The sequence below is a fragment of the Methanoculleus sp. genome (genome assembly GCF_020696975.1).
Classification (GTDB): Archaea; Halobacteriota; Methanomicrobia; order Methanomicrobiales; family Methanoculleaceae; genus Methanoculleus.
The window spans coordinates 39658-66375 of sequence record NZ_JAJGBK010000024.1; the positions used below are offsets into that span (position 1 = coordinate 39658).

19 protein-coding genes and 2 tRNA genes are annotated in these 26718 nt (G+C 63.9%); 12 read left to right on the forward strand and 9 right to left on the reverse strand.

Translation table 11 applies throughout. The features are described from left to right. The first annotated feature begins 107 nt into the window (after positions 1 to 107). The 7 genes from QZ650_RS07490 to QZ650_RS07520 all read left to right on the forward strand — a co-directional run bounded on the left by QZ650_RS07490 (position 108) and on the right by QZ650_RS07520 (position 5195). Positions 108 to 1286 carry a hypothetical protein gene (locus tag QZ650_RS07490; RefSeq protein WP_292521316.1) on the forward strand — a complete coding sequence of 393 codons (1179 nt, stop codon included), beginning with the start codon at positions 108 to 110 and terminating at the stop codon, positions 1284 to 1286. 53 nt (positions 1287 to 1339) lie between these two features. Next, on the forward strand, positions 1340 to 2266 hold the full coding sequence (locus QZ650_RS07495) for a radical SAM protein (RefSeq protein WP_292521319.1): 927 nt from the start codon (positions 1340 to 1342) through the stop codon (positions 2264 to 2266). A gap of 63 nt (positions 2267 to 2329) precedes the next feature. Next, positions 2330 to 3361 carry a hydrogenase formation protein HypD gene (gene hypD, locus QZ650_RS07500; protein WP_292521321.1) on the forward strand — a complete coding sequence of 344 codons (1032 nt, stop codon included), beginning with the start codon at positions 2330 to 2332 and terminating at the stop codon, positions 3359 to 3361. A 52-nt stretch (positions 3362 to 3413) separates the two neighbouring features. Then, positions 3414 to 3485 (forward strand) — tRNA-Arg (locus tag QZ650_RS07505). A 153-nt stretch (positions 3486 to 3638) separates the two neighbouring features. Next, entirely contained in the window at positions 3639 to 4112 is a 474-nt protein-coding gene (locus QZ650_RS07510) for a nuclear transport factor 2 family protein (RefSeq protein WP_292521323.1), read from the forward strand. Positions 4113 to 4327: 215 nt separating this feature from the next. Further along, positions 4328 to 5026 carry a hypothetical protein gene (locus tag QZ650_RS07515; protein WP_292521325.1) on the forward strand — a complete coding sequence of 233 codons (699 nt, stop codon included), beginning with the start codon at positions 4328 to 4330 and terminating at the stop codon, positions 5024 to 5026. Positions 5027 to 5033: 7 nt separating this feature from the next. Then, positions 5034 to 5195, forward strand: coding sequence for a hypothetical protein (locus QZ650_RS07520; protein WP_292521326.1), 162 nt, complete (start codon positions 5034 to 5036; stop codon positions 5193 to 5195). A 36-nt stretch (positions 5196 to 5231) separates the two neighbouring features. Here QZ650_RS07520 and QZ650_RS07525 read toward each other — a convergent pair whose 3' ends face one another. Further along, on the reverse strand, positions 5232 to 8495 hold the full coding sequence (locus QZ650_RS07525) for an exodeoxyribonuclease V subunit beta (protein WP_292521328.1): 3264 nt from the start codon (positions 8493 to 8495) through the stop codon (positions 5232 to 5234). Next, positions 8482 to 11550 (reverse strand): PD-(D/E)XK nuclease family protein, encoded by a 3069-nt coding sequence (locus tag QZ650_RS07530; RefSeq protein ID WP_292521330.1) that lies wholly within the window; start codon positions 11548 to 11550, stop codon positions 8482 to 8484. Before QZ650_RS07530 ends, QZ650_RS07525 begins: the two co-directional genes overlap by 14 nt. 136 nt (positions 11551 to 11686) lie before the next feature. Here QZ650_RS07530 and QZ650_RS07535 point away from each other — a divergent pair, with 136 nt between their 5' ends. Together QZ650_RS07535 and QZ650_RS07540 are read left to right on the forward strand one after the other, a co-directional pair. Next, entirely contained in the window at positions 11687 to 12619 is a 933-nt protein-coding gene (locus QZ650_RS07535) for an ADP-ribosylglycohydrolase family protein (RefSeq protein ID WP_292521333.1), read from the forward strand. Beyond that, positions 12616 to 12789: a hypothetical protein gene (locus QZ650_RS07540; protein WP_292521335.1), complete on the forward strand. Its 174-nt coding sequence runs from the start codon at positions 12616 to 12618 to the stop codon at positions 12787 to 12789. The genes QZ650_RS07535 and QZ650_RS07540 overlap by 4 nt, the downstream gene beginning before the upstream one ends. Here QZ650_RS07540 and QZ650_RS07545 read toward each other — a convergent pair. The 3 genes from QZ650_RS07545 to QZ650_RS07555 all read right to left on the reverse strand — a co-directional run bounded on the left by QZ650_RS07545 (position 12729) and on the right by QZ650_RS07555 (position 16018). Then, positions 12729 to 14777, reverse strand: coding sequence for a PAS domain S-box protein (locus tag QZ650_RS07545; RefSeq protein WP_292521337.1), 2049 nt, complete (start codon positions 14775 to 14777; stop codon positions 12729 to 12731). The two genes, QZ650_RS07540 and QZ650_RS07545, sit on opposite strands and share 61 nt — an antisense overlap. A gap of 161 nt (positions 14778 to 14938) precedes the next feature. After that, the gene (locus tag QZ650_RS07550) at positions 14939 to 15112 is read right to left on the reverse strand and encodes a hypothetical protein (RefSeq protein ID WP_292521339.1); all 174 of its coding nucleotides are present in this window, start codon (positions 15110 to 15112) and stop codon (positions 14939 to 14941) included. Between the two features lie 81 nt (positions 15113 to 15193). Continuing rightward, a complete protein-coding gene (locus QZ650_RS07555; protein ID WP_292521341.1) occupies positions 15194 to 16018 on the reverse strand; it encodes an SDR family NAD(P)-dependent oxidoreductase in 825 nt (274 codons plus the stop codon). A gap of 184 nt (positions 16019 to 16202) precedes the next feature. On the opposite strand from QZ650_RS07555, the gene QZ650_RS07560 reads away from it, so the two are divergent. Next, the gene (locus QZ650_RS07560; protein ID WP_292521343.1) at positions 16203 to 18041 is read left to right on the forward strand and encodes an AMP-binding protein; all 1839 of its coding nucleotides are present in this window, start codon (positions 16203 to 16205) and stop codon (positions 18039 to 18041) included. 400 nt (positions 18042 to 18441) lie between these two features. Here the strand turns inward: QZ650_RS07560 and hisH are convergent, their stop codons facing one another. Both hisH and QZ650_RS07570 read right to left on the reverse strand, forming a co-directional pair. Further along, on the reverse strand, positions 18442 to 19050 hold the full coding sequence (gene hisH / locus QZ650_RS07565; RefSeq protein WP_292521345.1) for an imidazole glycerol phosphate synthase subunit HisH: 609 nt from the start codon (positions 19048 to 19050) through the stop codon (positions 18442 to 18444). After that, positions 19025 to 20434 (reverse strand): phosphoadenosine phosphosulfate reductase family protein, encoded by a 1410-nt coding sequence (locus QZ650_RS07570; protein ID WP_292521348.1) that lies wholly within the window; start codon positions 20432 to 20434, stop codon positions 19025 to 19027. Before QZ650_RS07570 ends, hisH begins: the two co-directional genes overlap by 26 nt. Before the next feature lie 436 nt (positions 20435 to 20870). Here QZ650_RS07570 and QZ650_RS07575 point away from each other — a divergent pair, with 436 nt between their 5' ends. Continuing rightward, positions 20871 to 21329, forward strand: a complete 459-nt coding sequence (locus tag QZ650_RS07575) for a hypothetical protein (RefSeq protein WP_292521349.1) — start codon at positions 20871 to 20873, stop codon at positions 21327 to 21329. A 403-nt stretch (positions 21330 to 21732) separates the two neighbouring features. On the opposite strand, the gene QZ650_RS07580 is transcribed toward QZ650_RS07575, so the two are convergent. Continuing rightward, positions 21733 to 23193 carry a TrkH family potassium uptake protein gene (locus QZ650_RS07580; RefSeq protein ID WP_366830532.1) on the reverse strand — a complete coding sequence of 487 codons (1461 nt, stop codon included), beginning with the start codon at positions 23191 to 23193 and terminating at the stop codon, positions 21733 to 21735. A gap of 551 nt (positions 23194 to 23744) precedes the next feature. Here QZ650_RS07580 and QZ650_RS07585 point away from each other — a divergent pair. Further along, entirely contained in the window at positions 23745 to 26000 is a 2256-nt protein-coding gene (locus QZ650_RS07585; RefSeq protein WP_292521352.1) for a PAS domain S-box protein, read from the forward strand. Between the two features lie 367 nt (positions 26001 to 26367). On the opposite strand, the gene QZ650_RS07590 is transcribed toward QZ650_RS07585, so the two are convergent. Continuing rightward, positions 26368 to 26452, reverse strand: a tRNA-Leu gene (locus tag QZ650_RS07590). Positions 26453 to 26718: the final 266 nt, after the last annotated feature.

Here is a 26718-nt window from a genome sequence, read left to right on the forward strand (position 1 = left end):
CAGGGACCTCCAGGTCGCACGGCTCGTATCCCTGCCCGGGCACTTCTCCGGCGGCGGGAAAGATCATTTCGCATGGTTTATGCTACCGGCGCCACATACAGGTATCCATGGCTGATGGCTTCGTCCCGGAGGTTGTTGTCTCGAACCGGCTTGAGAAAGCGAAGGCCGAGATCTTCTCCTACATCGAGTCCAATGCCGAAGCCATCGACGAGAACTTCGCCTCTTTCTTCGGCAACGTCGTCACGATCCTCGACCGTGCTGGCGTCCCTATCACCAATCAGGTGTATGACGAGTTTATCGATGCAATCGTCTACCGGGTCTTTACCGTCAGCAAACGGGCCGGGGACGTGAGGTTTCTCAACCGCGCCTGCGACATCGCCTGTGGGATGAAGCGGAAGAAAGAGCGGAAGGCCGGCGTCCACCTTGCGGCGGCTGCCAAGTTAATGAAGATCGGTATGCCGCTTGCGGCGGCGGCCTACCTCCAGCCGTACCGCAAGCATGACACTGCTGTGGGGTGCTGGTACGCCTACTGTCACTACATCCTCTATAAAGATGGCTCGAACGAGCCCGGTTACTCGGTCGCGGAACGGTGGAACTACCTAAAGTCCGCGCGCCAGTACATGGAGGAACTCGGGCAGCTGCGGCCGGGGCTCCAGCGGCTGGCGAGAGGGGAACTCGAGCAGGACCCGTGGCTTGCCGAGCCGTTCTGGATGATGATCTTCCTTGCGACCGAATGGATGCCCGACAACCGCTGGTACCTGGAAATCGGAATTCTGCGGGCCAAACAGGAGAACAACACCGTGGCGCTGGTGAAGATGCTGCAGATCGGCCTCATTCGGTTCCCCGGCGATATCCTCTTCTACCGGGAGGCCTACCACCTCAAGTTCGAGCAGGGCGACCTTGGCGATGCCCTGGGCCTCATCCGCGACATGCTCCAGAAGTTCCCCGACGACCCCGAGCCGGTCTACTACGGTCTCCGGACCGCTCTCTACCTCCCCCGCGAGGCAGAGTTCAACGAGTTCCGGCGGCTTGCCGATGAGAGGAAGATGCCGGGCCATGTCCTCTGCCTCATCGACTACGCATATGCCTTCCTCCGGGGGAGACGAGGGCAGGCAGCCCTCTGTCTTGAGGAGTTCCGCAGAAAATACCCCTCGCTGAACTACTACTCCGACCTGCTCGGGTTCGCCACCGCCGAGACCACAGTGCGTCCGGACGGCGTCAACCGGGCGATCTTCACCTCGATCGACCACTTCTGCAAGAGGATGCTCAAGATCGGAGAGACGTGAGGGTGCCGCGAAGAGAACCCTGATGCCCCCTCGCTCCAGACGGTACCTCGTCTATGGCATACCGCTACCTCTTCGGCCCGGTCCCTTCCCGGCGCCTGGGCATCTCGCTCGGGATCGACCTGGTGCCGCAGAAGACCTGCGCCTACAACTGCGTCTACTGTGAGTGCGGGCGGACGACCAATCTCACCTGCGAGCGGCGCGAGTACGTCCCGACCGACCGGGTCATCACGGAGGTCGACACCTTCCTTGCGACGGCGCCGGACCTCGACTACGTCACGTTTGCCGGCTCGGGAGAGCCGACGCTTCATACCGGGATTGGCGAGATCATCGCCTTCATTAAAGACCGCTACCCCCGTTACCGGGTCGCGGTCCTGACGGGGAGCGCGCTCCTTCCCGACCCCGATGTTCGTGCCGCCCTCATGCGGGCGGACCTTGTGGTGCCGTCGCTTGATGCGGTCTCCGAAGAGGTCTTTACACGGATCAACCGCCCCTGTCCCGGCCTTACCGCCGGAAGGGTGCTCGCAGGAATTGTGGCCTTTGCCCGGGAGTTTCCCGGCGAGGTCTGGCTCGAGATCTTCATCGTTCCCGGTCTCAATGATACAGAGGAAGAACTCTCTCGTCTGAGGGACGCGGTTGACGCCATCGCTCCCGACCGCGTCCAGGTGAACACCCTCGATCGACCCGGCGCCGATATCCGGGTTCGGCCGGCGTCGCCCCTGAACCTCGAACGGATCGCGTCGTTGCTCGGCGGGGAGGTGATCGGGGAGGCGTGCACGAGCCGGGTGTCGCCGCCAGAGGCCGAGAATGCCGGTGAGGTCATCCTTGCGACCATCCGGCGCCGGCCCTGCACCTCCGCCGATATTGCCGCCCTGACGGCCCTCCGCCCGGCTGAGGTCGCGAAGCACCTCCGCGCCCTCGAGGCCCGCGGGCTGGTCGAGCCCGTGCAGAAGGAGAGAGGGATATTTTACCGGGTGAGGTAAATCCGCCCGGTATCGCCACCGGCATGAATATGCCCTACCGGCGAGAGATCTGTATGAGGATCCATGGCGGTCGGTAAGGATATACTCAAGACGCTGCACGCTCTCGTTGACCGGGACATCACGCTCATGCACATCTGCGGCACCCACGAGGCGGCGATCGCGCGCGCCGGGCTCCGGAGCGTCCTCCCTGAGAGGCTGAAGATCGTGATGGGGCCGGGCTGCCCCGTCTGCATCACGCCACAGGGCGAGATCGATGCCGCGCTCGACCTTGTGGAGAAGGGCTGCACCATCGCTACCTACGGTGACCTGCTGCGCGTCCCGGGGACGAAGGGCTCGCTCGAGTCGAGCGGCGGGGACGTCCGGGTGGTGCAGGGCGTCCACAAGGCGGTCGAGATCGCGCAGAAAGAGCCTGACCGGGAGGTCGTCTTCATATCGGTCGGGTTCGAGACCACCGCGCCGACAGTCGCCGCCACGATCCTCTCCCGCCCGCCGGAGAACTTCTCGATCCTCTCGTGCCACCGGCTTGTTCCGCCCGCGATGTCATGGCTCCTTGGTCAGGGAGAGGCATCGCTTGACGGGTTCATACTTCCCGGGCACGTCTGCGCGGTGATGGGCTACGAGGAGTACGAGCGTTTCCCCGTCCCGCAGGTCGTCGCGGGGTTCGAGCCGGAGGATATTCTCCTCGGCCTTCTGATGGCGGTGCAGCAGGTCCGCGAGGGCGCGCACCGGGTGGAGAACGCCTACCCGCGCGTGGTCTCGCGGGAGGGGAACGTCAAGGCGAAGCGCCTGATGTACGAGGTCTTTGAACCGTTCGACGTCGAGTGGCGCGGGTTCCCCGTGATCCCGGCCTCGGGCCTCCGTTTGAAGCCGGAGTTCGAGGGCTACGACGCGCAGAAGAAGTTCGATATCACGATCCGGCACGTGGACAAGCATTCCGCCTGCATCTGCGACAAAGTGCTGCGCGGCGTCGCCCGGCCCTCCGACTGCAGACTCTTCTCGAAGGTCTGCACCCCGCGCACCCCCGTCGGTCCCTGCATGGTCAGCCACGAAGGAGCCTGCAAGATCTGGCATCTCTATGAATCACGGAGGGCCTGAACCCCTTCTCTCCGCTGACCTTTTATACTATAGGAAACAATATAATATGGCAGTCTCGGTAGGGTAGTGGATATCCTGAAAGCCTCCGGAGCTTTCGACCCGGGTTCGAATCCCGGCCGGGGCGTCCCAATTTTCAATTTAAGTCTGATTTGTGATTGATTTCCTGGTACGATACCGCAGGTCAGCGTTTCAGCCCCCCTGTTCGATCGCCCGCACGAGAGGTGCGCTGATGCCGTCCGACCATACTCTTATCACCTCCGCGGGAATCGATACGCGTATGACCGAGCAGAGTCGACCCCCGTTACCGCCGTTCACGTACGAGACTGCGGTACAGAAAGTTCGCATGGCCGAGGACGCCTGGAACTCCCGTGATCCGGAGAGGGTTTCGCTTGCGTACAGCCCTGACAGCGTCTGGCGCAACAGAGCGGAGTTTGTGAACGGTCGCGAGGAGATTGTCAGGTTCCTGCAGCGGAAGTGGGCGAAGGAGCTTGACTACCGCCTGATCAAGGAGGTCTGGGCGTTTCACGAGGCCCGTATCGCCGTTCGGTTCGCATACGAGTGGCACGATGATTCAGGGAACTGGTTCCGCTCCTATGGAAACGAGAACTGGGAGTTCGATGAGCATGGGCTGATGCGCCGCCGCTATGCCAGCATCAATGACCTGCCGATCGCCGAGGGGGAGCGGAAGTATCACTGGCCGCCGGGACGGCGCCCCGACGATCATCCGGGCCTCTCCGACCTGGGGTTGTAATCCTCCCCGGTTCCCCGGACCTCAAGGTGCATCCGGCAGCGTGGCGCCGCTCACTCACGGCTTCGTGACCCTGATCCCGGTAGTGCGCAGGCGGTCTGCATCCCTGGTGCTGATCAGAATGGGTTCACGGCCCCGTCAGCGATGAAACGATATCCCGAATTTAAAACGGCGAATGACCGGTTCATTCTTCACCCCTCGCCCCCATACCCTCTCCAATGCCCGACGACAGGGAGATCATCAGTGCGGCTCTCCGGAGAGCGCGTGAACTCGGGGCGGATGTGGCGGGTGCGGTTCCTGCGAAGAGGCTCATCGCCTGTCCTTCCGCAGTCGCGGACGGCTACCGGGGATCGCAGACGGACCGGGGGACCTACATCATCCTCGGTCTCTACCACGACCCGGCGCACCCCGAACTCGATCTCTGGGAAGCGGGCCGGGGGACGCCCGGGGACCGGATTCTCAGAGACATCGGGAGAGTACTCGGGCGCTGGCTGCATGAGACCTACGGGGTCAGGGCCCGGGTCGTCCCCTACCAGCTCGAGGACGGCGGGATCTATCTCAAAGATGCAGCCTCTCTGGCGGGCGTCGGGCGGATCGGAAAGAACAACCTCGTCCTCGTCCCGGGCTACGGGCCGAGGGTTCGGTTCCGGGCGGTCTGGGTGGATCTGGAATGCCTCGAGCCGGCGCTCCCGGAGCAAACCCTTCCCTGTGCCGGCTGTGAAGGCTGCTGCATCCATGCCTGCCCGATGGACGCATTCAGCACCGGCAGGTACAGCCGGGAGCGGTGCCTGGCGCGGATGAACGCCGATAAAACTTCAGGGAGAGGACGGATCGATCACTGCCGTGCCTGCGAACTTGCCTGCCCTGCCCGGGATGAGGGGCGGAGCGGTCAGCCGTATCAACCGATAGAACGGTGACACCACCATGAAAGTGCTCGTGAGAACCCCGGAGAGGGTTGAAGAAATCAGGGAATTCGATTCCGACTGGGTGATCCCCGGCGACGTCCTGGACGACGGTTCGGTCGTCCTCGAACTCTGGGACGAACTCTCGGACGACGATTACCTGGCGATGGGGTTTTACGACTGAGCGGAGAGTCCGGGAAACCGGAGGCCACCCCGGCCGTCAGATCTTCCCTTCTTCAATTCTCTTGACCGCACGGGCGATCTCGGCAAAGACCCGCTCTTCGTCCACGTCGACCTCCACCCAGCTATCGGCATCGACGAAGTAGAGGTAGGGAACGACCGGCTCGCCGAGGATCTGCCTGGCCGCGTGACGGTAGATCGTCATCTGGACCGCATACTCGTCGACGCTCCCACCAGCCCCGGTCTTGTAGTCGATGAGCACCCAGACGCCGTCCGGCCGCTGTATCAGCCGGTCGATGGCTCCCTGGAACGTAAACCCATTCACCCGCGCCAAAAACGGCACCTCGCGGTGGTCGCTGACGACGTCCTGCATCAGGGGTGATGCAAGGAACTGGTCGTAGAGCACCCGGTACTCCCCTGCCCGGCCGGGATCCATGCCGTAGCGCCGTAGCACCGCGGCAGGGTCCCGGCCGCGGAAGACCTCGTGGACGACGAGGCCGCGGATCAGGGTGTCCTCGCCGGCGGCGAACCCTGTCGGCCGTACCTCACCCGTGCCGCAGAGGTACTCCTCGACCTCGCTTGCCGAGTAGACGCACTCCTCATCGGCGGTCGGGAGAGCGCGCGCCGGAACAGCCGCCACGGTGACATCGTCCGGCAACGGGAGGTAGACCGGGGCGGTCTCCTGCATGTCGACGGGAATCGCCGCGGGGTCCAGGGTGATCGGGATGGAGAGCGCCCTGCCATCAGGGAGGGCGAGCACGGTCTCGCCCCGGGTGCAGGCCTCCTCGGAGAGGCCGAGGCAGAGCGCGAGCCAGGCCATCCGGGTCTTCCCGTCCGCGAGGGTCTTCGGGACGGCGGCCGGCATCTCCCCGCAGAGGAGGAGGTGGTCTTTTGCCCGGGTGACTGCGACGTAGAAGAGGCGTTTGCGCTCCGCCTCCTCCTTCTGCCGGTGGTTGTCCTTGAGGATCTGGAGGATGGGCGTCTCCTCGCGTTTGTGATCGTTTGCCTGGTTCGGGATCGAGACCCCGAGCAGCAGCCCGTCCTCTACCATGATCGTGCTCCCATCAGACCGCGGCGTCTCTCCGAGGTCGGGGAGGACGATGATCGGGAACTCGAGGCCCTTTGCGGCGTGGACCGTCATGATCGAGACGGCGTCGGCAGATGCGATCTCGAGGTGGGCGTCCCCCTCCCGCTGCGCGTCGTCGATAGAGCGCCCGAGTTCCGTGACAAAGTCCGGGAGCCCGGGCCCATCGGCCTCCCTCGCGATGGCGATCAGTTTCTCGATGTTTGCCGCGGCCTGCTCGCCCCCGGCCATCCCGCCGAAGACGACGAAGATGCCTGACTCATCGACGATCCGGCGGAGGAGACGGGCGGGCGGGAGCCTGCGGGAGAGTGAGAGCCAGCCATTGAGGGTTGCCGCCGCAGGTTCCGCCGCGGTCTGCAGCCGCTCCCAGAGGGAAGTCCCCGGCGCCCGCGCGATATGGTAAAGCCGGGTGTCGGAGAACCCGAAATAGGGTGACCGCAAGAGGCCGTAGAGCGCCGCATCGTCCAGTTCGTTTACGAGGAACCGGAGGATGTTGTAGATGTCGTAGACCTCCTGGCGCTCGTAAAACCCGAGGCCCGCGTGGACGTGGTAGGGGACGCCGTAGCGCTCGAGCGCCCACTCGTAGTAGGCGAGGTTCGTCCGCCGTTCGAGGAGGATGGCGACGTCGCCGTACCCGGCCGGCCGGGATTCTCCATTCTCATAAACCCGCTTCTCCCCCCGCTCGACGACGGCGCGGATCTTTCTTGCCGCCATCTCCGCTTCCGCCCGGCGGCCAGCTGCCCGCTCTTTGATCCTCGGGCAGAGGAGGAGTTCGACCGAGCCGGTATCATCGCGCCGGTTCGCGGATAGCGGCTCATACAGAAACTCCCACGGGTATTCGGGCTCCGCCATCAGTGCGCCGAAGATGGCGTTCGTGAACCCGACGATCTCGGGCGTGCTGCGGAAGTTGACGTCGAGCGCGATCGTTTCCCCGCCGAGATCCTGCTCGATCAGGTCGCGGGTATACGAAAACTGCGTCACGTCGGCCTCCCGGAAGAGGTAGATGGACTGTTTCGGGTCGCCGACGACAAAGAGATTCGCGGGATCCCGGTCGGGGTCGCCGAGGACGGCGCGGAGGATGGCGATCTGGACGGGATCGGTGTCCTGGAACTCATCGACAAGGACGAAGCGGAATCGGTCCCGGAAGTGCGCCGTGAGGATATCCTCGCGGTCACGGAAGAGTCGATGGGTCCGATTCACCAGGTCGTCGAAGTCGAGGGCATTTCGCCGCCTCTTCTCCGCCTCCACCGCTTCCAGGAAGGCCCTGAAGACCGCCCCCAGGTCGCGGAGGAAGTCGAGCGTCGCCCGGGTGAAGGGGTCCGCCGGGTCGATGGCGAGCGTACAGGCTCCGGCGCGGTCTTTGATGCACCCATCGAGGTTCCGGTAGGCCGCCCGGAGGCGCTCAAGGTCGTCCCCAACCCAGTTCGCCTTCCGTCCCATGTTCGCCCGGAATCGCGGGTCTTTGTGGACCTCGGCAATCGCGGCGACCGTTCCGGCAAGGCAGGGCTCGATCGCGCGGAGGTAGGCCCCTGCCGGGTCACGCTCTCCGGGGTAGCGGGCGGCAAGGTCCTGGAGCGTCTCAAGCGAGGGGGCGGCACGGTTGAGGAAGGCCACAAGGGCTTCCGCCCGGTGCTGCTCCACGGCCGTCCGCCAGGCGTCGAGCACTTCTTCCTCGTTCTCTTTGAGAGCGGCAAAGAACGCCTCCGCAGCCTCCCGGCGCGAGTACAACCGTTCGAGATAGGTCTTGAGTTCGTAAGGCCCGACCGCCCGGAGGGCGCCGATCACCGCGTCCCGGCACGTTGCGGGCGGGTTGCCGTGGATGAGGTTCTCTATCACCTCCTCCCTGAGCCGGAATGCCTCCTGTTCGTCGAGGACGGCGAAGGCCGGTCCTACATTGGCCTCAATGGGAAACTCGCGGAGGACGGAGGCGCAGAAGGAGTGGAAGGTCGATATCTTCGCCCACAAGAACTCGTCGCGGATCGTGTCCCACCGTTCGCCCTCCTTCTCCGCGATAGCCTGGCGGACCCGTACCTTCATCTCGCCGGCCGCCTTCTCGGTGAAGGTCAGAGCGAGGATCTTCCCGACATCGACGCGGGCCTCGAGCAGGTTGAGGTACTTCTGCACAAGGACGTGCGTCTTTCCCGTCCCCGCCCCTGCCGTGACACATTTGCTCACCGAGTGGTCGAGCGCTGCCTGTCGCTGGCGTTCAGTCAGTCCCATCGGGCATCACCCCCTCGGCCGCGGCAAGCAGCCGTAAGGCGTCGAACCGGCAGATTGTCTTATAGCCGCAGTAGGCCGGGCAGGGGCCTGCATCCGACCGGGGCGGGAAGCATCCACTGCGTATCCCGGCGAGGTAGTCCTGCACCCGGGAGAGAGTGATCCTGACCAGATCCTGGACGTCCTCGACGCTGTTTCTCTGCGAACCCGGGAAGCAGGCGAAGCAGTCCTTTAGCCCCGAGTCCCAGAAGACCGGCTGGTTCCGGACCTCCCCGCGCCGGAGGGTGTAGTAGGTACCTCCAACGCCCTCCATCCCGGTCAGGGTCTCGACCGCCCTGAGATAGAGAGGGAGCTGGAGCGCTCTCCCCGCCACAATATCCTTGAGTTTGTGGTGAGAGGTGCCTGTCTTGTAATCGGTGATCATGAACCGCCCGTCAGGCATGACGTCGACCCGGTCGACCCTGCCCCGCAGGCGCAGGATCCCGTCACCGAGCGGAATCGCGACCGCGTCGGGTATCGAGACGGGGTCGACCTCCCCTGGCACCACCGGGAGGCCGAACGAGACCTCGAAGGCCTGCGGGACGAAGCGGGAAGCCGCGTTCTCCGCCTCATGCCGGAGGAACCGCTCAAGGAGGCCCCTGCCCGCCGCGGGCGACCCGAGGAGGTGCTCCTTATCCGCGACCCATGCCGGGCTCTCGAAGCCGAACCGGTCTGCCTCCTCCCGGCCGCCGTCGAGGATCCGCCGGAGGGCGTCCGGGTAGCACGCCTCGGTGACCGGGCCGTTGCCGTCGCCCTTCCAGGCGGCGTAGAACCGGTAGGCGATCCTGTGGACGAGAGCCCCCCGCTCCTGTGCCGTCAGGTCGGGATCGGGCTCGGGGAGCGGCGCAAGCCCGAGGACCCGTTCCAGGTAGAACCGGAACGGGCAGTCAGCGTAGGTCTCGAGCGCCGTCGGGGAGAAGACGGCCCCTTCGCCGAACTGTTCTGCGAGCGCCGCAGCGATTGCCGGGTCGCCGTCGAGCATGCTGTCATACGGGGAGTTGTAGCCGCCCTTCCGGTGGTAGTTCTCGATGTTGAGCCGGTGGATGGCCTCGCGGACCGTGAGTCCCGGCGGCATCCCGGCCGGCACTTCACCGCAGGCGAGGAGGGCGCCGGCCCGCCGGGCGGAAGCGACCTTCGAGGCCGAAAAGTCTTCGCTCCCCCACACAGCCGGGGAGAAGGTCCCCTGGACGGCGTCGACGAACCCGGAACGGACCAGTGGTGCCGCACCGTCGGCCGTGGGGTAACTCAGGTAGAGCCGTCTCCGGCCGGCAAGGAGGGCCGCGACGAAATGGTAGCGCTCCTCTCTGAGAATCTCCTCTTTCGATCGCGTCGGAAGGCGCCGGGTCTCGGCATCGGTGGTGAACGGGAGACGGGTGGTGAGCCGGGGCATCGCGCCCTCGATGAGGCCGCCGATGAAGAGGTAGGGGACAGCGAGGTGTGCAATCTTACGGATGCCGACCACCCGGACGGCGTTAGCCTGCCGTCGCCGTCCGGTCCTGGTCCCGGTGAGGAGGAGCGCGAGAAGGGAGGAGAACTCCGCAAGCGGCATCCTCTCATCCGGGAGCAGCGGGGCGAGGCGGTCGAGAGCTGCGAGGGTCTCCGTAAACCCCCGGAGGTCACGGGCCTCGTCCTCGAGAAGTTCGGGATCGCCTTCCGTCGGTATTGCCGGGGCCTGCCACGTGTCAAGAAGCAAGCGGTAGGCCGCGAGGTGCTCCCGGATCGTTCTGGTTCCCTCGAGCGCCGAGAGATCAGCAATGACCTCCCTGACCCTGTCCCGCGTCGCCTCGACGGCGGCGATCTTTGCTATCAGCCGGGCTCTCGCGGCTTCCGGCGTATCCGGCCTTGCCCTCTCCTCTTCGAGGGTGCGGGCGAGCGCCGTGAACCGCTCGTCCCAGGCAGCCGCCCCGGCGGTGATCCGGGCATCACGGGAGAGGATATCAATCTCGCAGCCCCCGACGTTCAACAGGTACGGAGAGGTCGTGAGGGCGACGACGTCCTCCCGTCGGTAGCCGCGGGCCGGGACGGTGAGGGCCGAGAGAAGTGTCTGGACGAGCGGCGATGCGGAGAGCGGCCGGCCGACGGATGCAACATACGGGATCCCGAAGTCGGGAAAGACCTCCTCCACATAGGGCGCCGCCGTATCGGGGTCGGGGAACGCGACCGCGATCTCGTCCGGCCGGACTCCGGCGACAAACAGGTCGTGGATCTCCTGGGCGATCGCCCGGACCTCGTCGAGCCGGTCCCGCCGTTCTGCGATGCGGATGAACTCCCCGCAGTCCACGGGCTCCCGATGGGCGAAAAGCCCGGCAAGCCGTGAAGGACGGTCGTCTGCCGCACCCCCGGAGATGACCGTATCCGGGTGCAGCCATTCACCGTCGTCCGAGAAGACCGCAGGGTTCGGGGCATACGGCATCGAGTAGTGGAACTCTTCCGCCCCATCCCGCAGGGCAAGGAGCAGGTCCCGCTCAAGCGGCATCGGCTCGAAGAGCCCGTAAACATAGACCGTCCGGAACCCCCCGCCCGCGTCGGCGAGCAGCCGGACTGCCCGGGCAACGAGCGTGCTCTCGTCGACAAGACCATGCCCGTCGAGGAACCGGAGGTAGGTATCGAGGAGATGGGCGATCTCGGCGCTTTTTTCGCTTGCAAGGTCGCCGAGGGCGGCCGGGTAGTTGACCTTCCGCATAATGAGGACGGAAAAGAGCGTCGCAAGTTCCTCGACGGTCCCGGGACCGTCAAGGAGCGGGTACCGGCCGGCGGCAAGCAGCCGGGTGAGGATGAGCCGGGACTCTGTCCCGGAGATCAGCGTCTCCGAAACCGCATAATCGTCAAAGACCTTCCTGGCGAACCCCTGGAGGGTCGTGATCGTGTCGCCGACGATGGCGACACTCCCCTCGCCGAGACGGCGGACGACCCACCGGGCGAGGTGGGAGGTCGGGACGATGAGGAGGGTACCGAACGGGTCGCAGGCAGCGGCTTTCTGAAACTTTGTGACGAACGCATCGAGACCCTCTCCGGGCAACTGGCGGTATAAAACGGCGGGGGACATCCGGCAATCTCTCCTGGTGAGAGATTGGTGATGGAGGAGGGATGAGGGTTGTTATTTGGATCGGCACAAACCGGAACTGTCTTCGCCGAAGGCTGCCTGAAAGAACACCATGGAAAGGATCGAGCGCTACCGCGGCTGCCTGCTCGGCCTCGCCGCCGGCGACGCGCTCGGGACACCAGTCGAGTTCCGGCCGCCCGGGACGTTTGCGCCCGTCACCGGGATGGTCGGCGGCGGATACCATAACCTCAAGCCCGGAGAGTGGACCGACGACACGTCCCTCGCCCTCTGCCTCGCCGAGAGCCTGATCGAGAAGAAGGGGTTTGACCCCGTCGATCAGCTGGAGCGCTACGTGCGCTGGTACAGGGAGGGACACCTCTCGAGCACGGGGACCTGCTTTGATATCGGGACGACGACCAGGAGTGCGCTCGAGCGGTTCATGCTCTCCCGGGAGCCCTTCCCGGGGCTGACCGACGAGCGATCGGCGGGCAACGGGTCCCTGATGCGGCTCTGCCCGGTCCCGATGTTCTACGCCGCCGATCCCGCCCGGGCAATCGAGATCTCCGGGGAGAGTTCGCGGACGACGCACGCACTCCGGGTGGTCGTCGATGCCTGCCGGTTCTTCGGGGGGCTGATCGTCGGAGCCCTTGCCGGTGCGCCGAGAGAGGTGCTGCTTTCGGAACGCTACTCCCCGCTCCCGGGCTACTGGGAGGAGCACCCGCTCGCCGGCGAGGTTGATGCGGTCGCGGCGGGGTCCTACCTCCACAAAGAACCGCCCGAGATTCGGGGGCGGGGCTACGCCGTTGCCTCGCTTGAGGCGGCGCTCTGGGCGTTCAGCAGGAGCAGCACGTTTGAAGAAGGATGCCTTCTCGCGGTGAACCTCGGGGAGGACGCCGATACCACCGCGGCGATCTACGGGCAGCTTGCCGGGGCGTATTACGGGGCGTCCGCGATACCGCAGGCGTGGCTGGACTGTCTTGCAGAGCGGGCCCTCATCGAGTCGTATGCCGGGGGGCTGATACGCTGTAGTGACGTCTGCGTGTGAATGATGAAGAGACCGCCGTGATGCTCGACCAATCAGGGGCGCACGGGTTCCTCATCACAGCCCTGGACGTCGAGGCACATCTCCGCGACCGCCAGCCCGAAACGTCGTCCTACACCAGTTCGTGCCGCCGGAGGAACTTCCGGATCTTCCTTGACTCGATCCAGCCCTGATCGAGCTGCCGGATGTACTCGTTGATCCGCCGGACCTCCTCCTGGATCACTCCGGTCCCCTTCTCGTCCTCGAGCAGGCACGTCATCCCGAGGATCACCTGGAGCGGCTGGCGGATGTGGTCGCTGAGGATCGCGAACTGTTCGATATTCTGTTCGATGCGGTCGAACGCCTCCTGCCGGATCTGCTCGAACTCTCGCTGCCGGGTGACATCGCGGGATATGATCGCCACCCGGCGGGTATCCTCCCGCCCGCCGGAGATCGGGAAGACGATGTTCTCAAGGACCATTCCCACACGTTCATCGACACACTGAAGAGGCTTACCCGTGGTGAGGACCTGTTCGACCGCGTCCCGCCGGACCGCTGCCAGTTCCGGGGGGAGGAGATCGTATATGCACGCCCCGAGGAGTTCGCCAACGCTTTTGTTGAACCGTGCCGCCATAACCTCGTTCAGGGCAAGGATGGTCCCGCCGTGGTCGATGAGCAGGGCCGCGTCTGGCGTGGCGTCCAGGAGCGCCCGGAACTGCTCCTCGGCCCGCCGGCGTTCGGTGACGTCGTGGATGATGGAATGCAGAAGCGCCCGGTCGTGAATGACCACCCGGCCGCTGAAGACATCCACGTCGCGGACCTGACCGTCCGCCAGCCGGTGCCGGAACGAGAAGTGCCGTTCCCCGCCGTCCGTGGCCTTTCGGATCTCGCGGAGCACCTCATCCGGTTCGAGGGTGTTGATATCGGTGATCCGCATCGCGGTGAGGGTATCGAGCGGGTAACCGTAGTAGGCGCTCGCCGCAGGGTTCGCGTCGACGATGGCGCCGGTCTTGGGATCGATGATCAGCATGACCGCGTGGCTCGTGGAGAAGATGCTCCGGAATCGCTCCTCGCTCTCTGCAAGGGCAGCTTCGGCTCTGACACGGTCGGTGATATCGGTGATGTAGCCCTCGGCCACCGCGACCCCGCCCCGGGGACCGGGAACCCCCCGTCCCTGCTCCCAGACCCATCTCTCCTCGCCGGACGCGGTGATGAGCCGGTAGGTCATCTGGAATGGCTTGCCCACCGCGATCCCGGCGGTGACCTTCTGCCAGACCCGCTCCCGGTCGTCGGGGTGGATGAGGTCGCCATAAGCGACCCGGCGGTTGCCGACGAGGTCCCCCGGGGCGTAACCGGTGATCCTCTTCGCCCCCTCGCTGACGAACTCCATCGTCCAGCCGCGGTCTATCCAGCATCGATAGGCCATACCCCGGAGGTTGCTCATCAGGGTTGCGAGCTGCCGTTCACTCGTTGCGAGCGCCTCGATCGCCCGCCGTCGGTCGGTGACATCGAGCAGGACCCCCCAGATGCCGTATATCCCTCCATCGCTGTCCCGCATCGGCATAAGCGTCAGTTCGAGGGTGCGGACGGCCCCGTTGACGGTGAGGGGCAGTTCCCCCTTCATGATCTTCCCGGTCTCGAGGACGCGGCGTTTGAGTCCGGTCAGCCGTGCGGCTTCCTCCGGGCAGAAGATATCAGCATCTGTCTTGCCGGGAGCGAAATCCGGAAGGAGGGCGGGCCCTTCCGGATTGCAGACGCGGAGGTAACGGAGGTCACGGTCCTGGGCAAAGATGGCCATGGAGGACTCCCCGTGGGTGCTCCGGGCAGGGTCAGCATACCCCTCGCCGGTGTCGTGGAAGACGAGGAGCCGGAGGGCGAGAGTGGCTGTCTCAACCGTGCTCGCCGTGACGGATACCCGCCGGACGCCGGGCCCCGGGATGAGGAGATCGAGGGTGAGCGGCGGGCACGGACCGTCCTCCAGGAGGGCAACAATCTGCCCGGGTGCCCCATCCTCCGGCAGCAGCGGCGCAAGATGCCGTTGCACCACCCGGGAGGCGTCTGCTCCGCGAAGTTCCTCCGGCGTCATACGTAGAAGGCTCTGCATTGGCAGGTTGGCCTGCACGATCGTCAGGTCGGCGTCGACGATGAGGATGCCGTCGCCCTCCGCCAGGGTTGATGGCAATGTCTTATGCCCACCTGCAGGTGTCGTCGGTGTCATGAGAGATACAACTCTGTCTAACTTGACCGGGGGATCCTGGCCGCACAACTCCCTCCCGGCTCATAGCGTGCTGCCCCTCCGGCACAACCCCGGTTCCGGATGCAGGGGTAGCCCGCCACTCCCGGTCACCGCAGCCTGCAGGACTCTTCGTAGGATTTCTTGCAGTCGGGACAGAGCGTCCGGGCCTTCTCCAGGTCGGGGTAGTTCTCTTCGGTGATCTCGTCGCAGGCCGCGCCGCAGATCTCGCACCAGTATTCCTTCGTCTCCTCTTTCTCGTCGCCTTTCAGTTTGCGTTTCATGTGGTTCTCCCTCCAGGTGCTCGATTGCCCGGATACCCGGGCGGGTTACCGCTCTCCTTCATCCGTTATCATGCTTTCGCGTCACCACCGCTCTATCCCGACAAGGTCGAGCCCCATCTCCCAGAACCGCTCCTGAATTCCGGGATCGAGGGTGAGGGACGACGGCCGGGTCCACCGGGTCTCCTCGAAGTACCTGCCGTTCACCTCTCCGGCATCCGGGGAGAGGGCAAGATGCGCCTCCACCTCTGCTCCCTGCTCCGGCGGGGCGCCGCCGTCCCGGCCGTGGGTATAGGCCCGGAGGAGCTTCGTGTCGATCACCCCCGGGTGGAGGCAGTTCGCCGTCACTCCCGTCCCTTCGAGAGTCCGGGCTAACCGGGCGGTGAAAGCGATGACCCCGACCTTCGATGTGGCGTATGCGTCGTAGGGATCGTAGTCCGGGAACCCGGGGAGGTTCTCCCAGTCGACCGATCGCACGCTCCGGTGGGCGATCGACGCGACGTTCACGACCCTCGCCGACGGGCTCCCGGTGAGGAGGGGGAGGAGTTCGTGGGTGAGCAGGATCTGCGCGAGGAAGTTCACGGCAAATGTCATCTCAACCCCGCCGGGCGCGACCTCCCGCTCCGGCTGGAAGATCCCGGCGTTGTTGATGAGGACGTCAAGCCGATCGTACGCCCCGGTGACCTCTTTCGCAAGACCCCGGACCTGTTCCTGGACCGAGAGGTCCGCGATGAAGAGGCTCAGTCGGTCCGAGCCGGTGGCCTCCTCCAGTTCCGCGAGGACTCTTTGGCCCTTATCCTGGTTCCTGCCGTGGAGCAGCACGCGATGACCCTGCTCGGCCAGGGTGCGTGCGGTCGCCTTCCCGATGCCGTCCGTCGAACCCGTAATGAGGATAGTCTGTTCTGCCATATGCGGCCCGGATCTGCACCATCCCTATTTGAACGTGGTGGTGAGTTGCCGGTGCGCTCCTCCGCCCGGCCGGACCATCTCCCGGCTCGTGCAGGGGCCGAATGCACCAGACCGATCACGATTCACGGGGATGTGATGCACATCAAATCAAAAAGATGATATTCTGCACCACAAATGTGTATACATGGTGCGATATTCGGTCACGATGGACGACAACCTCGTGAAGGCGATCGACAGGATGCGCGAATTCCGCGGGATGTCGCGGTCAGAATGGCTCAACGAACTCTGCATGACCCATCTTGATGGTGCATCCGGGAACGGCGTGCAGACCGCGGTCCCCGTGGGGGCACCGCCGGGAAGTGTTCTGGGGCCGAACATGACCGATTACGAGGCCGCCTGCGCCAACTTCAAGATCGACGTCCCCGAGCACTTTAACTTCGGCTACGACGTGATCGACCGGTGGGCCGAGACCGACCGGAACAAACTTGCCATGATCTGGGTGGACCAGGAGGGAAATGAGCGGAAGTACTCCTTCCGGGACCTCAGATACCTCTCGAACGGCGCCGCGAACATCCTCCTCAAATACGGCATCAAGAAGGGCGACCGGGTGATGCTGATGCTCCCGAGGATCCCGGAATGGTGGATCTTTGTCATCGCGCTCATCAAGCTCGGGGCTGTCTTCTGCCCCTGCCCGACGATGCTGACCCCGAAGGATATCAAATACCGTGTGCAGGCCGGAAAGTTCCGGATGATCATCACCAACAGTGAGAACGCCGGGAAGGTCGACGAGGTCGCGAACTCCTGCCCGCTCCTCGACACCCTCTTCCTCGCGGATGGAGAGCGGGAGGGATGGGCGAGTTACCCGCACGAGCTCGAGTACCCTGCACCGGTATCGCACCACACGGTCAGCATGCCGGTCGCGAAGAAGACGAAAGCGACCGACCCGATGCTGATCTACTTCACCTCCGGCACCACGGGGGAGGCCAAGATGGTGCTCCACAACCAGAGTTACCCGCTCGGGCATATCATCACCGCCTCGCTCTGGCAGGACATCACGGCAAACGACCTCCACCTGACTTTCTCGGATACCGGGTGGGCGAAGTGCGCCTGGGGCAAGATCTTCGGCCAGTGGATCGCCGGAGCCTGCATCTTCGTCTACGACATCCGGGGGAAGTTCGGTGCGACCGAGCTCCTCCCGCTGATCGAGGAGTACGAGGTGACCACGTTCTGCGCACCGCCGACGGTCTACCGGATGCTGATCCTCGCCGACCTCGACAAGTTCGACTTCCGCTACCTCCGGCACTGCTGCAGTGCCGGGGAGCCGCTCAATCCCGAGGTGATCCGCGTCTGGGAGGACGGCACCGGCCAGCCCATCTACGAGGGTTACGGCCAGACGGAGACCGTCTGCTGCATCGCCACGTTCCCCTGCATGAAGCACAAGCCCGGCTCCATGGGAAAACCCGTCCCCGGCTGGCATATCGAGCTCCACGACGATGACGGCAACCCGGTCGGCGTCGGCGAAGAAGGGCGGATCGCCGTCAAACTCGATCCCCGGCCGGTCGGGCTCTTTGTGGAGTACCTGGACAACCCCGAGGCGAACCGCGAGTCGTTCCAGAACGGGTTCTACTACACCGGCGACAAGGCATGCATGGACGAGGACGGCTACTTCTGGTTCATCGGGAGGAGCGACGACGTCATCAAGTCGTCCGGGTACCGGATCGGGCCGTTCGAGGTCGAGAGCGCGCTCATGGAGCACCCGGCCGTCCAGGAGGCAGCGGTCGTCGGGTCGCCTGACCTCATCCGGGGGATGGTCGTCAAGGCCTTTATCGTCCTGAAACCCGGCTACCAGCCATCCGAGTCGCTGGTCAAGGAACTCCAGGCCCACGTCCGGAACACCACCGCCCCGTATAAGTATCCCAGAGCAATCGAGTTCGTCCAGGAACTCCCAAAGACCATCTCCGGTAAGATCCAGAGGAACGTCCTGCGGGACCAGGAACTACAGAAGAGCAACAACGGGAACTGAGCGGGGTTCCCCCTATTTTCTTTTTTGGACACTTCGACGGTGCGCAACTGCCGTCTGGCGGTGCTTGAATCTCGTTTGGCTACATGTCCGTGTACGGATTTTGTGGGGGTATCGCCGTGAGGGGGGTGGGGACAGGGGAGGGGGGAGTATCCCTCCTCCCCGTCAGCCCCTCCCCAAATGGCGATAGCCACCTGAAAGCCGTGTTAGCGATGCGATCTCCACAGCAAACCTAAGATTATCAAACCTTGGCCCCCCCGTTCGCTGCACCACTCCCTCAAAAAACGCACCGCCCCAAAGGACTAAGAAACCGGGAGCTAGGCCCCCCTCGCTCGAAGAATTTTGTTCTTCTCACGCTCCCGGCGCGAAGGCCTTCGGCTGGTCGCGTTCAGGAGGTCTCCGGTCAGCAGACCCGCTCGATAAAGTTCTCAAGAATCGTAAGACCGACCGCACCACTCTTCTCGGGGTGGAACTGGACACCGTAGGTGAGCCCGTTATTGACCGCGGATGCGAAGGGATGGATGTAGGCGGTGCTCGTGAGGGTATGCTCCGGTGCGGCGGCCGCGTAGTAGGAGTGGACGAAGTAGACGTACTCCTCCTCGCGGAGCCCGTCAAAGAGCGGTGTCTCCTGCTCGATCCTGATGGTGTTCCAGCCCATGTGGGGGACCTTCTCCCCGGTGGCCGGGGCGAACCGCTTCACGTCCCCCGGCACGAGGCCGAGCCCCTGGTGGATGCCGTGCTCCTCGCTCCTGTCCATGAGCATCTGCATCCCGAGGCAGATCCCGAGGAGCGGGGTATCGGCCGAGGCGGTAAGGACGGTCTGCTTCAGGCCGCCGAGCATCTCCATCCCCTCGCGGAACGCCCCCACACCGGGGAGGACGATACCGTCGGCCGCCGCGATCACCTCCGGATCGGCCGTGATCGTCGCCGCCGCTCCTGCCTTCTCAAGGCCCCGCAGCACGCTCCGCAGGTTCCCAAGACCGTAATCAATTATAACTATCCTCTTCTTCATCCGCATCTCCCTGTTTTCGCCACAATCCTCGTTCGATCCAGTCAGGGGAGAGGCCCTGCTTCTCCCGCCACCCGGCAAGTCTCCCGGTCCACATCTCCCAGAGGTCCGGGCAGGAGTTCCTGATGATCTCAAACGTCGCAAGGTCGCTTGAGGGGCACATGAAACACCCGATACGGTCGAGCCCCCGCTCGTAGAGGCGGTTGTAGGGCGCCTTCTCACGGAAGATGTAGAGCCAGACGTGCATCGCCGTCCACTGCTGGATGGGGGCCGCCGAGATCTGTTGCGGAACATGGGCGTTCCGCCAGACTCGCCTGCTCTGCATCCGCTTTACCGACTCGTACTTCCGCTGGCCGATGAACGAGAGGCACTCACCCCAGTTCTCGCTGATCAGGCGGCCGACGGGGTGGAGTTTGCAGACCCTGCAGCACCAGCGGTTGTCGACGGCCGGCGGGCCGTTCTTCTCAAACTCCTCCCAGAAGGTCTCTTCATCGGAGATCCGGTGGACGGTAAGTTTGTAGCGCTCTGCCACTGCGTCCACGTTCTCGCAGGTCTCAGGGAACTCAAGCCCCGTGTCGGCAAAGAGGAGCGGGACCGGGCCGAGGGCTTTTAAGACGACGAGCAGGGTTGCGAGGCTGTCTTTTCCTCCCGAATAGGAGACCGTGGGCTGCTTGAGGTTCTGTTCCGCGACCTCCCGGACGAACCGGACGCTTGCGGCCTCGTACTCAGCGAGGACATGCTCGTTTGCCCGGACAGCATCATCCCACGTCGCCTCGCCCGGCACACAGACCGACTGGATGTTCTTACGGGTCCGGACGACAAGCCCCCGCTCCATCGTCGCGGCGGTGGCGGCGTCGACCTTTGCCCTCCCGACCCCGATGCACTCACCGGCCTTCGTCAGGATGAAGACCTCGTCGCCCTCGCGGACGGCGGAGTCGATCGAGACGAGCCCCGGCGCGAGGACGCTTGCCCCCCCGTCACGGATGGACGGGATCGCACCGTCGTCGATGACGACGTAGTGTCTCGTCGGCCGCAGGTAGGCCGCGGCGGCAGGCCGCGGGAGGGGCTCCCAGCGGCGCTCCTCGGGGAGGTAGCGGATCGCTCCCACGACCGCGCCGCCGAGGACGATCTCGTCCATGCGGTCCTCGGAGGGGACCTTGTTTAAGAGTGCGACATGGCCTTCCGGTATCAGCGGTGCTCCGAAATGTTCGGAGAATATGCGGTTGACCCGCTCGACGTCGTCGGGGAACGCAGGCCGGGCGTCTCCCGGCGGCGTCACGGCTACCGGGCGGGTCGGGGCGCCGCAGGCGCAGACCCCGGCGAGCACGGGAGCATGGCAGGCGTCGCACCAGCGAAGCAGGATCTTTCCGAGGTAAAGACGAGGCATTCTCATATTCGTTGGGGGGAAACGGATAAATATCTTGGTGCATATGAGATTCATTCTGCAAAATTCTCCCGAAAGCAGGAATTCTTTGCAGGAGAGATCCCTCACGTCGGCATGAGCGGGGAAAACCCCGGGCGCGTACCCGGTTTCCCGGATATCTGACCCTCCCGGTGCATCGGAGGGCAGGGTGCATACCATTAAATATATCCTTTGCACCATAGTATTATCATGGTCAATCATGTAGAATTGCACCCCCTGCTCCGGCATCGGCACGTCAACGATTCTACGATGATAAAGGGAGAGACACCGTATGTACCGGGTGATTCCGTGATTCCCCGTCAACCGGCCAAAGATACCGGCGTAGCATGGAGCTTTCCTGTCGGGGTCGGTTCGAGGACCATAGCCGCCTCCCCGGGACGAGAGAGGGAGGGTGAGAGGTATGCATGAGAGCAGGCTGGTCTCCGCAGCCATTGGAACCGTCTTCGCCCTGGTTGTCGCCTTTTATGCGATGCACGGCACTCCGGCACCCGGTGGACTGCTTCTCGGAGGTATGGCGATTCTGGTCGGGGTTGCCCTGCCGTTCTTCACCCCGGGTGCAAAGGCGCCATCGATACAGGTTGCGGGAAGACCAATCCGGAAGACCGAGATCCTGGGGCTGCTCATCTTCATCCTCATGGCGGTCGTGATGCTTGTGGTCGGCACCGCGCTCTTCTGGGACTGGCTCGCCGAACCGGCCTCGGCACCCGTGGGGACGCCGATCGACCTCGGACCGGTATCGGGCGGTCTCCGGGTTGCCGGGTCGATCCCGGCCATGGCCCTCGTGATAGGCGTCGAGGTGATCGGGGGAATCTCCCTGATTGCGCTCTACATGCTCTCCAGTCTCAGGCGCGGGGCGTAAGGTGCCCTGCGCCGGCACCCGATTTTCCCGATCTCGCACGGCAACGGCCCCCCGGTGCGATCCCCGCTCCATCCGCGGCCGGGGAGTCCTAAAAACGCGTAATTTCCCCCTTAATTCTGAAGAACCCGGCCGGGGGAGCATAAAATATATATCCGGACTGGTTGATATCAGATATATCCCACCTCGGGAGGGAGGTGTGTCATTTATGGCAAAGGATAAAAAGTCCCAGGATAAGAAGCAGGATAAGGCTTCAGAGAAGGCAAAGAAGAACTAAACCTTCCAACCTAATATCCTCTTTTTCCTGGCCGGACCTCCGGTTCAGTATCAATCTCTTCTGTATGTGTCACGCGTTCGACGCGTGGCGGCGGTCCCGGATTGGTGCAGGGCTCTTAATGCCTGCAGATTACAGCCTCCGTCCCGCCCCGGCCACCAGGGCAATGACGGGCACGATCTCCAGCCTCCCCGCCCACATGACAAGGATGAAGAGCCACTTCGCTACCGGGGAGATCCCGGGGTTCACGAACCCGGTGGTGATCCCGACGTTCGATGCCGCTGAGACGACCTCAAAGATGACATCGGCGGAGTCGAATCCTCCCTGCGGCGCAAGGTGGAGCAGGAGAAGGGTGGCGACAGCGACCATCAGGAGATAGAGCACGACGACGAGCATGCTCTTTGAGACCTCGTACTCCGGGAGGTGGTCGAGGATCGGCCGCCCGTCGTGCCGGAGCGGGGTGATCGTTCTCCAGCCGGAGTAAAGCCTTCGGAGCCACCACCCGAGCACCTCAAGGCTGAGGATAACCCGGCTGAGTTTGATGCCGCCGGCGGTGCTCCCCGCCGCTCCGCCGACGAGCATCAGCGCGGTAAGGACCATCACGGTCGTGGCATACCAGGTTCCGGGGTTTGCGTTCTGAAACCCGGTGCAGGTGATGCCGCTCACGGTCATGAAGAGGGCCTCCCGGAGGGCCTCGGCGGGGCTGAGGGATGAGAAGAGTATGAGGTCGGAGGTGACGACGGCGCACCCGGCCAGGATGAGCGCAAAGAGGAGGATCGCCTGCCGGTCCGCGAGGAGCCCGAACTTCTTTTTGTAGTAGAGGAGGAAGTAGATCTTGAACGGCAGGGCGCCGGCGATCATAACCGGGACGACAAGCATCTCAAGGAGCGGGCTCTCGTAGTAGAGGATGCCGGCCGTATGCACTGCAAACCCGCCGGTCGATATCGCCGTCATGACGATGTTGACGGCGTCCCAGAGGGGGATGCCCGAGAGAAGGACGAGTCCGACCCCGAGAACCGTGAGCACCAGGTAGATCCGCCACATCTCAAAGCCCGTGGCGACGACGCTCGGCATGAACGTCTCTGATCGTCCTTCCGAGCGGTAGAGCCGGAACCGGGTCAGACCCGACCTGCCCGAGAGAGCGACGGTGAACGCGACGATCCCGAGTCCGCCCATCCACTGCGTCAGCGACCGCCAGAAGAGGATCATCCTTGGAGTGGTATCGACCGACGGGAGGAGGGAATACCCCGTGCCGGTCCATCCCGACATTGCCTCAAAGACGCTGTCGGTATAGGAGGTGCCGAGACCGAGAGCGTACGGCAATGCACCGATCAGGGCGACGGCGAGCCAGATCAGAGCGACCGCCGAGAGCGCGACCGAGAGGCGGGCTTCCCCTTCAGCCTTCGGAATACTGGCAAGCAGGAACCCGAGGATACCGAACCCCGCCGGCGCCGAGGCCATCGGGAGGAGGAACTCTATCTCACCGTACCAGAAACCGACCAGGAACGGTGTGCAGGAGACCACCGCAATGAAGAGGAAGATGAGCCCGAGGTCAGGAGCTATGAGCGCAAACTGGCCGTTTGTCGTCGGCAATAGTCTTTTGCCGGGAAATGCCGGGGGAAAATGGTTTCTGTGAAGGTCCATTAACGCGCCCGATGCGGATCTCCAGCCGCACCGTGAGCATACCCGCATCGGTTATCTACTTTGTGATCACCCGCTTACGGTCGCGCCGGACGGCGCGGGCCGGCATCACCTTCGGGCTCGAGGGTCTGTCGGGGCTGCAGGATCCGGCAACCCATCTTGCCTTTGGGAAGGCAACCCGGGTGCCAACCAATTTTATCTGATCAGAATTATACTTGTATTGGTTTTATCCGTTCCCACGGATGTCATTTCACCATCGCATACCATGCCTGCAGAACTGTCCATGAAACGCTGGCTGCCCGATAGGCTCGACTCGAATGCCGGAACCCACCCGAGAGAGTGCCGCCTTACGTCCCTCCCGATGGTCGGCGGCGAGAAGACCGAAGCAGTGACTGCTCCGTCTACTCCAGGACCGGAAGGACCCGTCTCGCCTCCTCTGTTGCATGCTCGCAGGAGCAAGCGAAGATATGCGGATGCAGCAACACCGGGAAGAGAGGTGATGTATGGATAACCTGCAGAGCGAGCCGCCAGCCGGCCTCCTGGAACTGGTGCAGGACGCCGCCTCCACTCTCGATCGCCGGTCGCAGGAGAGGCTCAAAGCAGGCATCGAGACTCTGGTCGCCGAGAACCGGGATCTTGCCGCCCGGGTAAAGCGGGAGCATGAGACGCTCCTTGCCGCCATCGGCAGGCAGGGGATCGTCTACGGCGCCGACGGCGGGGTGATCGCGGTGAGGCCGGACGACGAGAACCGGGTCGTCCGGGCCCTCCTGGGAACACAGGAAACGGACGTATCGATCTGCTATCCCGACGGCAGACCGGTCGGGCCGGAGGACCTTCCCGGACGCCGGGCGCTCAGGGGTGAGAGGCTCGAGTCCTGCCGGTTCGCCCTCCGCGGCTGCCCGGACAGGGAAGTTTACATCGCCGTAACCGCCTCGCCCGTCGAAACCGGGGAGGCGATCTCCGGCGCCGTCGTCACCTGGCGGGATGTCACCCGGGAGGAGCAGGCCAGACGGCAGATGGCCGAGGCGAACACTCTGCTTGAGGGGCTCTTCGAGAGTCTCGGCGACATCGTCGGCGTCCAGCTGCCGGATCACACAATCCTGCGCTACAACCGTGCCGGGTACGAGATGCTCGGGATGGCGCCGGAGGAGGTGAAAGGGCGGAAGTGCTACGACCTCATCGGGCGAACCGAGGTCTGCAAGGCCTGCGCGACGGACCGGGCGGTCGCGAGCAGAAAGCAGGAGGTCGTCGAGAAGTTCGTGCCCGAACTCGGGCGCTACCTGGAGTGCCGGTCAAGCCCGATCCTCGACGAACAGGGAGAGGTGGCGTTCGTCGTCGAGCAGCTCTATGATGTCACCGACCGGAAACGTGCCGAGGATGAACGCCGGGAGAGCGAGGCGACCGCCCGTGCCCTCCTCAACGCCCCGGCGGATATGATTGCCCTCCTGGATACGGAAGGCCGGCTTATCGACGCCAACGAGGCGGTGGTCCGGCTGTTCTCGCGGAGCCGGGAGGACCTGATCGGCATGAACGCATCCGAGATCCTTCCTCCGGATATAGCCGGACTGCACGCGGCCCGCCTGCACGAGGTCGCTGAATCTGGTAGACCCCTCCGGCTCGAAGGATCCTGGGAAGGGCGGCACTACGACACCGTCCTCTACCCGGTCAGGGATGCACGCGGGAGCGTCAGCCGGATCGCAGTGATTGTGCGGGATATCACCGATATAAAGCAGACGGCGGATGTCCTGCGGAGTCTGACACACGACCTGAACGAGCGGGTGAAGGAACTCTCGACCCTGTACGCGGTATCCCGGGTCACCGAGCAGTCGGGGACCTCGCTCGATGAGATCTTCGATACCGCCGTCCGGATGCTTCCCTCCGGCTGGCAGTACCCGGAGGAGACCGTTGTCAGGATCACGGTGCGCGGCCGTATGTTTGCGACGGAAGGGTTCCGGGAGACGCCCTGGCGACAGGTGTCCCCGATCATCGTCCAGGGAGAGCAGATCGGGATGGTGGAGGTCTGCTACCTCCACGAGATGCCGAAGGAGGACGAAGGGCCGTTCCTGGCCGATGAGCGGTCGCTGGTGGATACCATTGCACGACGCCTGGGAAGGACGATCGAGCGCGTCCAGGCGGCAGAGGATCTTCAGAAGAGCGAATCGAAGTTCCGTGATATTGCGCAGCAGAGTTTCGATATGATCTATACCTGCTACTATGACACGGGGATCGCCTACATCTCCCCGGCCGTGATGCGGATCCTCGGTTACACCCCCGACGAACTCATCGCCTGCAAATGCCGTGACTACGTCGTCCCGTCGTCCCTCCCCGAATGGGAGAAGGGGCGAAAGAAGATTGCCGCAGGCGTGCCGGTCGAGGGGCTCGAGATCGAGTTCCGCAGGAAAGACGGGTCTGTAGCGTTTCTGGAATTGAATGAGTCCCCGATCGTTCGCGATCGATCGGTGATCGGAGTCCATGTGGTCGGCCGGGACATCACCGAGCGCAAACAGAACGAGCACCTCCGGGAACAGGCGTTCGAGCAGATTGAGCGGAACATCGAGCAGTTCGCGATTCTCGGCGACCATATCCGCCAGCCGCTCCAGGTGATCCTCGGCATGACCGAGCTGCTCGGTGAAGGGATGGCTACAGGGAAGATCCGCGAGCAGGTCGAGCGGATCAACAACTACGTCCGGGAACTCGACCAGGGCTGGATCGAGTCAAGGCAGGTCCGCGAGTTCCTCCGGAAGCATGAACTGGCGTGAAAATCTTACGCGCAACTATATTGCTGCCCATGCGCTGTTTATGCGCAGTGCGCCGGGACCGGAACTAGAACACGGTCAGGCCCGAAGGCCATATTGCTCGCTGTAACGGGACCCGTAAGCACAACGGTGCGGCGGAGCAGTGCAGGGTGCACCACGGTCGCCACCCGATCCATCATTTAACCGGAAGAAGAACGAGTGGGCTGCAAAGGCAGTGAACGTCCGACCGAAGGACGATGCCGCAGCAAGATAGAGTGATGATTCGGGTAAGGTGCAAACGGCGCAGGAGCGAGAGCACGTGAGGAGAGGTGCGGCCAGCATACATCCGGGGACAACGCTTGCCTATGTGATGTCTGAACAAAGAAGGTAATGCGGGGGAAGGGATTCGAACCCTTGAACTCCTTCAAGACTGGACCCTAAATCCAGCGCCTTTGACCTGGCTCGGCAACCCCCGCGTGCCATACTATATCGGCAACGTGAGCATTATACTTGTTCCCCGCCGACCGGGCTGCCGCCGAAATGCCTGCCGCCCGAACTCTATCCGTATCATCGCGGCACAACTCAATTCTCCGGCCCGGAACGTGGCAGTTGCGGCATATAATGGCCCCGAACAGATTCGTGAAAACATATATTGTCTACAAAATTCATTACTTTACATACAAAATTAACCGCAGACCATCAAGCCGGAAATGCGCCGGGACTGCATTCCGGCCGAATCATG

Excerpts from the sequence above, each read along its gene's own strand:
- QZ650_RS07490 (WP_292521316.1), top strand. The coding sequence starts at position 108 with ATGGCTGATGGCTTCGTCCCGGAGGTTGTTGTCTCGAACCGGCTTGAG.
- QZ650_RS07495 (WP_292521319.1), top strand. The coding sequence starts at position 1,340 with ATGGCATACCGCTACCTCTTCGGCCCGGTCCCTTCCCGGCGCCTGGGC.
- hypD (WP_292521321.1), top strand. The coding sequence starts at position 2,330 with ATGGCGGTCGGTAAGGATATACTCAAGACGCTGCACGCTCTCGTTGAC.
- QZ650_RS07510 (WP_292521323.1), top strand. The coding sequence starts at position 3,639 with ATGACCGAGCAGAGTCGACCCCCGTTACCGCCGTTCACGTACGAGACT.
- QZ650_RS07515 (WP_292521325.1), top strand. The coding sequence starts at position 4,328 with ATGCCCGACGACAGGGAGATCATCAGTGCGGCTCTCCGGAGAGCGCGT.
- QZ650_RS07520 (WP_292521326.1), top strand. The coding sequence starts at position 5,034 with ATGAAAGTGCTCGTGAGAACCCCGGAGAGGGTTGAAGAAATCAGGGAA.
- QZ650_RS07525 (WP_292521328.1), bottom strand. The coding sequence starts at position 8,495 with ATGGGACTGACTGAACGCCAGCGACAGGCAGCGCTCGACCACTCGGTG.
- QZ650_RS07535 (WP_292521333.1), top strand. The coding sequence starts at position 11,687 with ATGGAAAGGATCGAGCGCTACCGCGGCTGCCTGCTCGGCCTCGCCGCC.
- QZ650_RS07550 (WP_292521339.1), bottom strand. The coding sequence starts at position 15,112 with ATGAAACGCAAACTGAAAGGCGACGAGAAAGAGGAGACGAAGGAATAC.
- QZ650_RS07555 (WP_292521341.1), bottom strand. The coding sequence starts at position 16,018 with ATGGCAGAACAGACTATCCTCATTACGGGTTCGACGGACGGCATCGGG.
- QZ650_RS07560 (WP_292521343.1), top strand. The coding sequence starts at position 16,203 with ATGGTGCGATATTCGGTCACGATGGACGACAACCTCGTGAAGGCGATC.
- hisH (WP_292521345.1), bottom strand. The coding sequence starts at position 19,050 with ATGAAGAAGAGGATAGTTATAATTGATTACGGTCTTGGGAACCTGCGG.
- QZ650_RS07570 (WP_292521348.1), bottom strand. The coding sequence starts at position 20,434 with ATGCCTCGTCTTTACCTCGGAAAGATCCTGCTTCGCTGGTGCGACGCC.
- QZ650_RS07575 (WP_292521349.1), top strand. The coding sequence starts at position 20,871 with ATGCATGAGAGCAGGCTGGTCTCCGCAGCCATTGGAACCGTCTTCGCC.
- QZ650_RS07585 (WP_292521352.1), top strand. The coding sequence starts at position 23,745 with ATGGATAACCTGCAGAGCGAGCCGCCAGCCGGCCTCCTGGAACTGGTG.